At 63.3% G+C, this 12,038-nt stretch carries 10 protein-coding genes; 7 read left to right on the forward strand and 3 right to left on the reverse strand.

The window, feature by feature from the left end; translation table 11 throughout:
* The first annotated feature begins 109 nt into the window (after positions 1 to 109).
* From hydN to hypE, 7 genes are all read left to right on the forward strand, one after another.
* Positions 110 to 652, forward strand: a complete 543-nt coding sequence (gene hydN / locus L1P05_RS13950; protein WP_012849725.1) for an electron transport protein HydN — start codon at positions 110 to 112, stop codon at positions 650 to 652.
* A gap of 307 nt (positions 653 to 959) precedes the next feature.
* Positions 960 to 3,284 carry a carbamoyltransferase HypF gene (gene hypF, locus L1P05_RS13955; RefSeq protein ID WP_012849726.1) on the forward strand — a complete coding sequence of 775 codons (2,325 nt, stop codon included), beginning with the start codon at positions 960 to 962 and terminating at the stop codon, positions 3,282 to 3,284.
* A gap of 70 nt (positions 3,285 to 3,354) precedes the next feature.
* Positions 3,355 to 3,696, forward strand: a complete 342-nt coding sequence (gene hypA, locus L1P05_RS13960; protein WP_015462258.1) for a hydrogenase maturation nickel metallochaperone HypA — start codon at positions 3,355 to 3,357, stop codon at positions 3,694 to 3,696.
* A gap of 25 nt (positions 3,697 to 3,721) precedes the next feature.
* Entirely contained in the window at positions 3,722 to 4,846 is a 1,125-nt protein-coding gene (gene hypB, locus L1P05_RS13965) for a hydrogenase nickel incorporation protein HypB (RefSeq protein ID WP_012849728.1), read from the forward strand.
* Positions 4,846 to 5,139 (forward strand): hydrogenase maturation factor HybG, encoded by a 294-nt coding sequence (gene hybG / locus L1P05_RS13970; RefSeq protein ID WP_012849729.1) that lies wholly within the window; start codon positions 4,846 to 4,848, stop codon positions 5,137 to 5,139. Before hypB ends, hybG begins: the two co-directional genes overlap by 1 nt.
* Positions 5,140 to 5,142: 3 nt before the next feature.
* Complete coding sequence (gene hypD, locus L1P05_RS13975) at positions 5,143 to 6,261, forward strand: hydrogenase formation protein HypD (protein ID WP_012849730.1); 1,119 nt, start codon at positions 5,143 to 5,145, stop codon at positions 6,259 to 6,261.
* Between the two features lie 2 nt (positions 6,262 to 6,263).
* A complete protein-coding gene (gene hypE, locus L1P05_RS13980) occupies positions 6,264 to 7,292 on the forward strand; it encodes a hydrogenase expression/formation protein HypE (protein WP_012849731.1) in 1,029 nt (342 codons plus the stop codon).
* Positions 7,293 to 7,339: 47 nt separating this feature from the next.
* Here the strand turns inward: hypE and hycA are convergent, their stop codons facing one another.
* From hycA to lysA, 3 genes are all read right to left on the reverse strand, one after another.
* Entirely contained in the window at positions 7,340 to 7,810 is a 471-nt protein-coding gene (gene hycA / locus L1P05_RS13985; protein WP_012849732.1) for a formate hydrogenlyase regulator HycA, read from the reverse strand.
* Between the two features lie 301 nt (positions 7,811 to 8,111).
* Complete coding sequence (gene flhA / locus L1P05_RS13990) at positions 8,112 to 10,256, reverse strand: formate hydrogenlyase transcriptional activator FlhA (RefSeq protein WP_012849733.1); 2,145 nt, start codon at positions 10,254 to 10,256, stop codon at positions 8,112 to 8,114.
* A gap of 416 nt (positions 10,257 to 10,672) precedes the next feature.
* Positions 10,673 to 11,932 carry a diaminopimelate decarboxylase gene (lysA, locus tag L1P05_RS13995; RefSeq protein ID WP_015462263.1) on the reverse strand — a complete coding sequence of 420 codons (1,260 nt, stop codon included), beginning with the start codon at positions 11,930 to 11,932 and terminating at the stop codon, positions 10,673 to 10,675.
* Positions 11,933 to 12,038 lie beyond the last annotated feature (106 nt).

The following is a 12,038-nucleotide window of genomic DNA, read 5'->3' on the forward strand; positions in this document are numbered from 1 at the left end:
CAAACTAACACGCCGCGTATCACTTTTGATAACCGTCCGGCGGGGTCAGCAGCAGCGACTCCGCCGGGGTTCCCCGGCGCGACACTATAACGATATCGGGAGTAATTGAATGAATCGGTTTGTCATTGCGGACCCCAAAACATGCATCGGCTGCCGTACCTGCGAAATCGCCTGCGTCATGGCCCACCGGGAGGAGAGCGAGCTGCATAACCTCAGCCGCGATAACTTCACCCCGCGCATTCACGTCATTAAGGGAGACAACATCAGCACGGCGATCCTGTGCCGCCAGTGTGAAGACGCCCCCTGTGCCAATGTCTGCCCCAATGGTGCCATCAGCCGCCAGCAGGACTTCATCTGCGTTGACCAGGAAAAATGCATCGGCTGCAAGACCTGCGTGGTCGCCTGTCCTTACGGCACCATGGAGGTCGTCACCACCACGGTGACGCAGCGCTACGGCAGCAGCGGCTGTATCAGCAGCAGCAAGGCGGAGGCCAACAAGTGCGATCTGTGCAATCACCGCGCCAACGGCCCGGCCTGCGTGGAAGCCTGCCCGACCAAGGCCCTGAAGCTTATCGATCGCAACGCCATGCAGACGCTGATCCAGGAGCGACGCCAGCGCGCCGCCTTCGATAACCTGGGCGATCTGCTGTAACCGGGCATACGCCCCTCTCCACCGTTCTCGCGGGGGTCTCCCCCGCCACCGGCGCACCGCGGCAAAGCGAGAGCCAACGCTCAGATATGACATGCCGCGTTGCACGGCCCCCGGCCAATTTGCGACAATTTATTCACCGTTCGCTTTATTTAACGCGCTGCGATTTGCGTGTAGGCTGCCTGATATCAATGCGGCCTGGCGCCGCTGCCGCTAGTCTTATTCCCGGTCAACCAGCGCAGCGCCGCTATCCCCGGACAACCCAGGTATCAACGCCAGCCCCGCAGCGCGCTGGCACGGAGTTATTTTTTTGGAACACAACGCCATCGCATTACGGATAAAAGGAAAGGTTCAGGGCGTCGGCTTTCGCCCCTATGTCTGGCAGATAGCCCAGGCGCTGGGGCTACATGGCGAGGTCAGCAACGACGCCGGCGGCGTCTGGCTGGTGGTTCGCCTGCCGGCGGATCTGGACACGCTGATCCAGCGACTGCACGCAGACTGCCCGCCGCTGGCGCGTATCGATACCATCGAACGCCACCCCTGGGCAGAGACGCCCGCGGACGGTTTCCGGATCGTCGACAGCCGCCAGGGTGCCATGGATACCCAGATCGTGCCCGACGCCGCCACCTGCCCACGGTGCCTGGCTGAGATGCGCGATCCGGCCAACCGCCGCTACGGCTACCCGTTTATCAACTGTACCCACTGCGGCCCGCGTTTTACCATCATCCGCCGTATGCCCTACGATCGCCCCTTTACCGCCATGGCCGACTTTCCGCTGTGCCCGGCCTGCGCCCGCGAGTACCGCGATCCCGCCGACCGGCGCTTTCATGCCCAGCCGACCGCCTGCGCCCTCTGCGGCCCGACGATGTGGAGCTGCGGCGCCAACGGCGTCGACCGGCGCGAAGGCGAGGCGGCCTGGCAGGCCGTCACCCGGGCCCTGGATGCCGGACATATCGTCGCCGTCAAAGGGCTGGGGGGATTTCATCTGGCCTGTGACGCCGAAAACGACGCCGCCATCGCCCGCCTGCGCGAACGCAAGCGGCGCCCGGGAAAACCGCTGGCGCTGATGCTGCCCGACCTGAGCTGGCTGGCGCGCTACTGCCGCACCGCGCCGGACGACGGGCTGCAGGCCCTGCTGAGCAGTCCGGCGGCGCCCATCGTCCTGATCCCCGCCTCCAGCGCCGTACCGCCGCGGGTGGCACCCGGCCTGGATGAAGTCGGCGTCATGCTGCCCAGCACGCCGCTGCACCACCTGCTGATGGCGCGGATCGGGCGACCGCTGGTGATGACCTCCGGTAACGCCAACGGCCAACCGCCGGCGCTGGATAACGCCCAGGCGCTGACGGATCTGGTGGACATCGCCGATCTGTGGCTGCTGCACAACCGCGATATCGTCCAGCGCGCCGACGACTCGCTGGTGCGCTACGCGCCGGCGGGGAGTGAGATGCTGCGCCGGGCCCGCGGCTATGTGCCGGATACCCTTGCGCTGCCCGACTCCTTTAGCACGCTCCCAGACGTCGCCGCCGTCGGCGGCGACCTGAAAAATACCTTTTGCCTGCTGCAGCGCGGACGCGCCCTGCTCAGCCAGCATCTGGGCGATCTGGGCGAGGCGCGCATTCAGCAGCAGTTCCTGCAGACCTGGCAGCTACTGCTGCAAACGTACCAGTTCAGTCCGCGCGCTATCGCCTGCGATCGCCACCCCGGCTACCACAGCCACAGGCTCGCGCAGCAGCAGGCCGACGCGCGCGCGCTGCCGCTGATCGCGGTGCAGCATCATCATGCACACCTGGCGGCCTGCATGGCTGAACACGGGATTACGCCGCAGGAGACCCCGCTGATCGGCCTGGCGCTGGACGGCATCGGCTACGGTGAGTCGGGTGAATTCTGGGGCGGCGAGTGCCTGCGGGTCGACTACCGGGGGTACACCCGCCTGGGCGGGCTGCCGGCGGTGGCGCTGCCCGGCGGCGATCTGGCCGCCCGTCAGCCCTGGCGTAACCTGCTGGCCCAGCTGCTGCGCTTTGTCCCCGACTGGCAGCGTTACCCGGAAACCCAGCGGATACAGGCAAAAAACTGGCCGCTGCTGGCCCGGGCCATCGATCGCGACCTGAACTGCCCGCGCGCCTCCTCCTGCGGACGCCTGTTTGACGCGGCGGCGGCGGCGCTGGATCTCTGCCACGAGCAGATAAGCTTTGAGGGCGAGGCGGCCTGCCGTTTAGAGGCGCAGGCCTGGCAGGCTTGGCCCCAGGAGACGCCGGTCACCCTGAGCCTTGACGCGCAGGGTGAGCTGGCCATGGGCGATTTCTGGCGCGACTGGCTCGGCTGGCAGGCACCGGTGCCCCTGCGCGCGCTGGCCTTTCACCGGGCGCTGGCCGACGGTCTCGCGGCGCTGCTGCGCTACCACGCCGAACGCGAAGGGTGCCAAACGCTGGTATTGTCCGGCGGGGTGCTGCACAATCGACTGCTGCGTCAGCTGTTGCTGGCGCGGCTGGCGGACTACCGTCTGCTGCTGCCCCTGCGCCTGCCCGCCGGAGACGGCGCGTTGGCTCTCGGTCAGGCCATCATCGCCGCTCACTGCCTAAAAGAGGCGATAGATCCCGCGCAGGCGTCATGCAGCGCCGAGGAATCGGTGAACTGATGACGGTAATCAAGGTTCAGCCGTCCGCTTTCCCCGAGGATAAGCCCGGCACAACGAAAGAAGAATGACCATGCATGAATTATCCCTTTGCCAAAGCGCATTTGACATCATTGAACGCCAGGCGCGCGACAGCGGCGCCAAGCGTGTCACGTCGGTCTGGCTGGACATTGGCGCCCTCTCCTGCATTGAAGAGAGCGCATTAACCTTCTGTTTTGACATCGTCTGTCGCGGCACCCTGGCCGAGGGCTGCGCGCTGCGAATCAACACCGTTCCGGCCCAGGCCTGGTGCTGGAACTGCAGCCGCCCGATCACGGTAACCAGCCACGACGCGGGCTGCCCGCACTGCCAGAGCCACAATCTGCGCGTCGACGGCGGTGACAGCATGCAAATCAAACAGATTGAGATTGAGTAACCCTAACGCTCAGGAGATCCCCTATATGTGTACCACCTGCGGCTGTGCAGCCGGCGAACTGCATATTGAAGGCGACGAACACCCTCACGCCCACCGTCACGACAGCGACGGTCATGCGCATCACCACGGTCACCACCATCATGGCCATCACCATGAGAGCCAGGACGCCGCGCGCGTCGTGAATGTGCATCATCACTACCACCATAATGGCGATGTGCACCACCACTATCACTATGTCTTCGCTACGCCTGAACAGGCACAGCAGCATGCCCATAGCCATGATAGCCACCCTGCGCATACCCACAGTCATGACCATAACCATGACCATGACCATGACCACGACCATGACCACCATCATGACCATGCGCACGAGCATGAGCATAGCCATGCCCATCGCCATGCCGACGAGACGGCGTTCGCGCCCCACCAGCATCACGACGATCTGGACTATGGCCACGGCGAGGCGGGCGCCCACGCGCCGGGCATCAGCCAACGCCGCATGGTGCAGATCGAGCAGGACGTACTGAGCAAAAACAACGCGCTGGCCGAGCATAACCGCGAACACTTCACTCGCCAGCATATTGCCGCGCTGAATCTGGTCTCCAGCCCTGGCTCCGGTAAAACCACCCTGCTGACCGAAACCCTGAAACGCATCGCCAGCCGCTTCCCGTGCGCGGTGATCGAAGGCGATCAGCAGACCACCAACGACGCCGAACGCATTCGCGCCACCGGCGTCAGCGCGATTCAGGTCAACACCGGCAAAGGCTGCCACCTGGATGCTCAGATGGTACATGACGCCATGCACCGCCTGGCGCTGCCGGACCACAGCCTACTGTTCATTGAAAACGTCGGCAATCTGGTCTGCCCGGCCAGCTTCGATCTGGGTGAACGCCATAAAGTCGCGGTGCTGTCTGTCACCGAAGGTGAAGACAAGCCGCTGAAATATCCACATATGTTTGCAGCCTCCAGCCTGATGATCATCAATAAGATCGATCTGCTGCCCTACCTGCAGTTCGACGTCGACGCCTGCATTGCCAACGCGCGACGCATCAACCCGCAGATCCAGGTGATCCAGCTCTCCGCCACCAGCGGAGAGGGAATGGACGCCTGGCTGGCCTGGCTGGAAACCACGCTGGGAGAAAATCAATAATGTGTCTGGGAATTCCGGGAAAAGTGGTCGCCGTCGGCGACGATATCCACCAGCTGGCGCAGGTCGACGTCTGCGGCGTGAAGCGTGACGTCAACATCGCGCTGGTGTGCGAAGGCGACACCCGCGATCTGCTGGGTCAGTGGGTGCTGGTGCACGTCGGCTTTGCCATGAGCGTGCTGGACGAGCAGGAGGCGCAGGATACGCTGGAGGCGCTGAAGTCCATGGAAGCGGTAGAGGCCGACGTGGCGCACTTTATGCGCGTCGGCGCCGGCGCGGCGCGCAGCGGAGAGTGATAAATGCAGTTTGTTGATGAATTCCGCGATCCCCAGCTGGCGGAGGCGCTGCTGGCGAAGATCCGTCAGCGCGTCAGCCAGCTGCCGGCCAGCTGCCGTCTGCCGCTGCAGATCATGGAGGTGTGCGGGGGGCATACCCACGCCATCTTCAAATTTGGCCTCGATCAGCTGCTGCCCAAAGAGATCGAATTCGTACACGGTCCGGGCTGTCCGGTCTGCGTACTGCCGATGGGGCGTATCGACCAGTGCGTGGAGATCGCCCGCCGCCCCGGCGTGGTGTTCTGCACCTTTGGTGACGCCATGCGCGTGCCGGGTCGCAGCGGCTCCCTGCTCGACGCCAAGCGTCAGGGGGCGGACGTACGCATCGTTTACTCTCCCCTCGATGCGCTGAACCTGGCGCAGCAGATGCCGGATCGCGAGGTGGTCTTCTTCGGCCTTGGCTTTGAAACCACCATGCCCAGCACCGCCGTCACCCTGCAGCAGGCTCGCGCCCAGAACGTGAAAAACTTCAGCGTCTTCTGCCAGCACATCACCATTACCCCGACGCTGCGCAGCCTGCTGCAGCAGCCCGATGTGCGCATCGATGGCTTCATTGCGCCGGGACACGTCAGCATGGTGATCGGCGCCCATCCCTACGCCTTTATCTGCGATGAGTTTCACAAGCCGCTGGTGATCACCGGCTTTGAGCCGCTGGATATTCTGCAGTCTCTGGATATGCTGCTGGCCCAGGTGTGCGAAGGACGCTGCGAGGTGGAAAACCAGTACCGCCGCATCGTACCGGACAGCGGTAATGCCCTGGCGCAGCGGGCGCTGGATGAGGTGTTTGTCACCCGCGACAGCAGCGAATGGCGCGGACTCGGTGAAATCGCACACTCCGGGGTGGCCCTGAGCCCGGCCTACGCCGCGTTTGACGCCGAGCTGCGTTTTCACCCCCAGCGCCAGCGCGTGGCTGACGATCCGCTCGCCCGCTGCGGCGACGTGCTGACCGGCCGCTGCAAACCGGCGGAGTGCCCGCTGTTCGGCACCCGCTGTAATCCCCAGAATGCCTTTGGCGCGCTGATGGTCTCTTCGGAAGGGGCCTGCGCGGCGTTCTACCAGTATCGTCGAGGAATGGAGCAATAAGCATGAGCAAATGGTCTGAAGACGATGTGATTACCATGGCGCACGGTAGCGGCGGCCTGGCAATGCAACAGCTGCTCGATACCCTGTTTTTACCGCTGTTTGACAATCCGGCGCTCAACGCCCGTGAAGATCAGGCGCGTCTGCCGCTGTGCGGCTTCAACCAGCTGGGCGATCGGCTGGCCTTCACTACCGACAGCTACGTGATCGACCCTATCTTCTTCCCCGGCGGTAACATCGGTAAGCTGGCGGTCTGCGGCACGGCCAACGATCTGGCGGTCAGCGGCGCCTATCCCAAGTTTCTCTCCTGCGGCTTCATCCTGGAAGAGGGGCTGCCGCTGCGCGATCTGGAGCAGGTTGTTCAGAGCATGGCCCAGACGGCACGCGACGCCGGGATCCAGATCGTCACCGGCGATACCAAGGTAGTGCAGCGCGGTGCGGCGGATAAGATCTTTATCAATACCGCTGGCATCGGCGCCATTCCGGCGGATATCCGCTGGGCGGCCGCCGAGATCCAGCCGGGCGATCGTCTGATCGTCAGCGGCACCCTGGGCGATCACGGCGCCACGATCCTTAATCTGCGGGAAAAGCTGGGGCTAGAGGCCGAACTGAGCAGCGACTGCGCCGTGCTGGCGCCGCTGATCGCGCCGCTGCGTAACATCCCGGGCGTACGCGCCCTGCGCGATGCCACCCGCGGCGGCGTTACCGCCATTCTGCATGAGTTTGCCCAGGCCAGCGGCTGTGGCATGGATGTCGACGAGAAGTCGCTGCCGGTAAAAGACGCGGTGCGCGGGATCTGCGAACTGCTGGGGCTGGAGCCGCTCAACTTCGCGAACGAGGGCAAGCTGGTGCTGGCCGTCGCGCCCGAGGCGGAGCAGGCGGTGCTGGATTGCCTGCATGCCCACCCGCTGGGGGCGAATGCCGCCACCATCGGCGTCGCCACCGATCGGCGTCAGGTGCGCCTGGTCGGCCTGTTCGGCGCGGCGCGTCTGCTCGACCTGCCGCACAGCGAACCGCTGCCGCGCATCTGCTGAGCGCGGATCGACACCGGGCATCTCCGCCCGGTGTTTTCCCCTGGGGGTTAGGCGGGAACGTTGCCACCCCAGCGGGCGAACAGCACCTCATGCAGCGGACGGCTGTCCTGCATGGCATGGTACAGGGTGTCATACAGCGACTGAATTTTTTCCAGGTAGTGCTCCAGTACGCCGTCGCGATCGCGATTGCTCACCCGGCCATCCAGAATCCCCTCGTCGTCAAAGGTCGCCCGTCCCAGCTCGACAAAGCGATCCTCATCGCCGCCGTTCAGCCGCAGGCCGTACTGAATGGTCTTGCTGTAAAACTCCCCGGCCAGACGGATCTCCACCATAAAGTGGTCAAACACGGTAAAGTTGACGCTGTCGCCGTCACCGCAGCTGAACTCATGGAAAATCTTCAGTCGGGAAGAGGTGGTCGCCTTGATCAGGCTGCTTTTATAGGTCGCCCACTGCGCCATCAGCTTCTCATTTTTATTATGGATAAATAGCGACTTCTCGGTTAGTTCGCTGACCTTCATAGTAATTACTCCACCATACTCCAGAGATTGCGCGCATCGCGATGTGATGCGCCGTGCAGCCGACGCGCGATCGACATAACCGCCCGTCGGTCACCAAAATAAGCAGGATACGTGCCAGTTTTAATTATTAATTATTTGTATGATGTTTTACAGGAAATTAGTAACTTAAATAACGTATTTCAGCGCAGATGATGCGTTTATCGCCAAAGGGGATGCCGCGCGGCGCGGGGCACCCGCGAAAACGACGGCGGCATCGACACTAATGTCGATGCCGCCGTGACACCCCTGGCGACGCCTGAGGCTACAGGGTGGCGTCGTGGGCCGAGATCCCCAGACGCTGCATGCGCGAGATCAGCGTCGTGCGCTTCAGCCCCAGGCGAACCGCCGCGCCGCGCGGTCCAGCGACGATGCCGTTGCATTCGCGCAGCACCTGCAGGATACGCTCTCGCTCGCTCGCCTCCCCCGGCTCCGGCGCCGACGACGCGGACGCGGACGCGGACGCCATCGGCGCCGGGATCGGCATACTGCGGTTAGCCAGCGGCGGGGAAAGATGGTACTGCAGCTCATCCAGCGGTAGATTCAGCACCGGACCACGGCTCAGGATCACCGCCCGCTCGATAATATTCTCCAGCTCACGCACGTTACCCGGCCAGGGCAGCTGGCTCAGCATGCGGATGGTCTCCGTGGGAATGCTGTCGATAGTGCGGTTCATCCGCTTGGCTATCTTGCGGGTGAAGAACTTAACCAGCAGCGGGATATCCTCGGGGCGCTCCCGCAGCGGCGGAATAACGATAGGAAAAACGTTGAGCCGGTAGTAGAGATCGCTGCGGTACTGGCGATCCTGCACCATCTGCTTCAAATCGCGGTTGGTGGCGGCGATCAGCCGCACGTCCACCGGGATCACCCGGCTGCCGCCCAGGCGCTCGATCTCGCGCTCCTGCAGCACCCGCAGCAGCTTGGGCTGCAGCTCCAGCGGGATATCCCCGACCTCGTCCAGAAACAGCGTGCCGTGGTCGGCCAGCTCAAAGCGCCCCATGCGCAGGGCGCTGGCGCCGGTAAAGGCCCCCTTCTCGTGACCGAACAGATCGCTCTCCAGAAGTCCGCTGGGAATGGCGGCGCAGTTCATCTTGACCATTCGCTTCTGATTACGCAGGCTGAGGTTATGGATCGCCTGTGCGATCAGCTCCTTACCAGTGCCGGTCTCCCCCAGGATCAGAACGCTGCAGTCGCTGGCCGCCACCATCTCCACCTGCTCCAGCACGCTGCGCATCGCCTCGCTCTGGCCGACAATCTCGCCAAAGTCGCCCTCCTGGCGGATGCACTCCGTCAGATAGCGGTTCTCATGCACCAGGCTGTCCTTCAGGCGCGAAATCTCGCCGTAGGCCAGCGCATTATCGACGGCAATGGCGATGCGGGCGGCGATCTGACGCAGCAGCTTCAGGTTGCGCGGATTAAACACTCCCGCCTGGCACTGGGCCAGCTTCAGCACGCCCAGCACCTTATTGCCAAAGATCAGCGGCAGCTGGCAGACGGTACGGTTGCCAAAGCTCAGCATCTGAGCCAGCTGACGATCCTGCGGCGCCAGGCGGGCGGAATCGGAGAGATCCATCAGCAGCATGGTCTTATCCCGGATCACCCGCTGGGCCAACGAGCCGGCCAGCGGCAGCAGCTTTTGCTCGCGCAGCACCGCCTTGCCGCTCTGATAGCCGGTGATATAGGACTTAAGGCGCTCGTCACCCTGCTCGATCAGCGACAGCCCGATGTAGTCGATACCGAAGAAGCGGTGGATCTCCTTGGAGACCTCGGCCGCCAGCGCATCCATCTCCAGCTTGGAGGTCACCGCATTGGTCACGTCCACCAAAATACGGAAATGGTCACGCTCGCGGCGCAGCAGCTCCTCCTGCTGCTGGAACTGCTCCCGCTCCAGCAGACGCTCGAAGATCTGCGCCACGATCTCAGCCAGCGGCGCCGCCAGCGCCAGCTCTCCCTCGCTGAAGGCATCGGCTCGATACTTAATGAACTCAATACCGCCCAGACGCTGTCGCTCCGTGGTCAGCGGCAGCTGGCAATAGGCCGTAATCCCGGCATAGTGCGGCAGCGCGGCGACGGCGGCGAAGTCAACGCAGAAATCGGCGCCCGAGCAGCAGACCGGGCGCTGCTCGGTCCAGACTCGCCCGCCGGGGCCATCGGCCAGCAGGACATCGCCGTCCTGGATCACCCGATCCTGCTGCGGATCGTAGCGATACAGGGTGATGCGGTTATGCAGCGGATCCAAGCGCAGAATATTGACGCGATCGAAGCGGATCGCGGAGAAGGAGAGCTGATGCAGGGCACGCATCAGCTCGGGAAGCGAACGCTGAGCCAGCAGACTCTGCGTCGCCTGATGCAACAAATCCTGCCAGATCGGCTCCAGGCGCGATAACGAACAGGTTTTCGTGCTCTTCATACTCGACTGTATCCCATTGCTGTAACGGTGCGTGGCGTCGACGCTGAGCCAGAAATGGGGGGCAAGACGCGAAGGCCAGTGGCTCCGGTCCGACGGTGCAGCGTTCCCATTTCTGGCGCGCATCATGCAGCGGAGCCCGACGCCCAGCGCTGCGCTACTCACGGCGTATTGGGGGTGACGCATCTTGCCGCTCGCGCCTTGCGCTGGGCCAACATGACCGCCGCTGCCGCCCCGCTACGGGAGACGTCCCACCCCAATCACGCAGTAAGAAATCAGGCCGCTGAGTGTAGGCGATCCGCTCTGGGGGAAATATGATCTAATTAGTTAAATAACGTTATTGTTGGCTCGTGAAACATAAGGCAACAATTTAATATGTTTAATTTGAGAGCAATGGCGCAGAACGATTCCTGAAATCATTATATCTGCTCCAGCGCCAATAGCTCATCCATTCGCTGACGACGGCGGATCAGCCGGGCCTTATTCCCCTCCACCAGCACCTCCGGCAGCAGCGGACGGCTGTTATAGTTGGAGGACATCGAGGCCCCGTAGGCGCCGGTATCGTGAAACACCAGCCAGTCTCCCACCTGCGCCGCCGGCAGCGCACACGAGGTCACCTTGCCCCCCTCGCGCTGGGTAAACACATCACCCGACTCACACAGCGGTCCCCCCACCACCGTTTCGATGCACGGCGTCGCGACGTCGCGCCCATCCTGCGGCAGCAGCGAGATATGGTGATGGCTGCCGTACATCGCCGGGCGCATCAGATCGTTAAACCCGGCGTCCGCCAGGACAAAGTGGCGCTGTCCCATCGACTTCACCGCCCGCACCTGCGCCAGCAGCACGCCGGCCTGCGCCACCAGATAGCGTCCCGGCTCGATCTCCAGACGCACCGGATGCCCCAGATGCGCGGCGATACGCCGCCGCGCCGCATCCCACAGCCCATAGTAGTGCCTGACGTCCACCGCGGCGTCGCCGTCGCGGTAGGGTATGCTGAGCCCCCCGCCGGCGGAAATCGCCTGGATATCACGCCCCAGCGCGATCGCCTGGTTGGCCAGCGTATCGCAGACCCGGGCCAGGTGGTCGTAATCCACGCCGGAGCCAATGTGCATATGCAGGCCGACCAGACGCAGGCCGTAGGTATCGATCAGGGCCAGCGCCTGCGCCAAATCCTGATGCCAGATGCCGTGCTTGCTGTTTTCTCCGCCGGTATTGGTCTTCTGGCTGTGGCCGTGGCCAAAGCCCGGATTGATGCGCAGCCAGACCGGGTGCCCAGAGGCTCGGCGGCCCAGCTGGCGCAGCATGTCGCAGGATCCCGCGTTAACCGTGATCCCCAGCGCACAGATCCGATCCAGCGTCGCCTCATCGATCACGTCGGCGGTAAAGACGATCTCCTCATCGTCGCCGCCCGGGCGAAATCCCGCCACCAGCGCCCGCTCAATCTCCCCCAGCGATACCGCGTCTACCTTCACTCCGGCCTGACGCATCAGCCGCAGAATATGCAGGTTGGAGCAGGCTTTCTGCGCGAAGCGAATGGTGTCGAAGGCGCGCAGAGAGGCTATCTGGCGTTCGATCAGCGCCGCGTCATAAACCCACAGCGGCGTACCAAAGCGGCCCGGCAGAGCGGCGAGCAGCGAGTCATTCAGGGCATAACCGGCCTGATTCAGAGGATAGGGCATGGCAAAAGGCTCCGGAAAAATCAGCATTCCTCTTTATGTAGCAGCGCGCTGAGCGAATAAAAAATATCTATTTGTCACGAGTCTATTCATTTATGATATGGAACAC

The organism is Edwardsiella piscicida, from assembly GCF_021733145.1.
Classification (GTDB): domain Bacteria; phylum Pseudomonadota; class Gammaproteobacteria; order Enterobacterales; family Enterobacteriaceae; genus Edwardsiella; species Edwardsiella piscicida.

Coding starts and splice junctions, on each gene's coding strand:
- hypD (WP_012849730.1), top strand. CDS start 5,143: ATGCAGTTTGTTGATGAATTCCGCGATCCCCAGCTGGCGGAGGCGCTG.
- flhA (WP_012849733.1), bottom strand. CDS start 10,256: ATGAAGAGCACGAAAACCTGTTCGTTATCGCGCCTGGAGCCGATCTGG.
- hycA (WP_012849732.1), bottom strand. CDS start 7,810: ATGAAGGTCAGCGAACTAACCGAGAAGTCGCTATTTATCCATAATAAA.
- hypE (WP_012849731.1), top strand. CDS start 6,264: ATGAGCAAATGGTCTGAAGACGATGTGATTACCATGGCGCACGGTAGC.
- hypA (WP_015462258.1), top strand. CDS start 3,355: ATGCATGAATTATCCCTTTGCCAAAGCGCATTTGACATCATTGAACGC.
- hybG (WP_012849729.1), top strand. CDS start 4,846: ATGTGTCTGGGAATTCCGGGAAAAGTGGTCGCCGTCGGCGACGATATC.
- hydN (WP_012849725.1), top strand. CDS start 110: ATGAATCGGTTTGTCATTGCGGACCCCAAAACATGCATCGGCTGCCGT.
- lysA (WP_015462263.1), bottom strand. CDS start 11,932: ATGCCCTATCCTCTGAATCAGGCCGGTTATGCCCTGAATGACTCGCTG.
- hypB (WP_012849728.1), top strand. CDS start 3,722: ATGTGTACCACCTGCGGCTGTGCAGCCGGCGAACTGCATATTGAAGGC.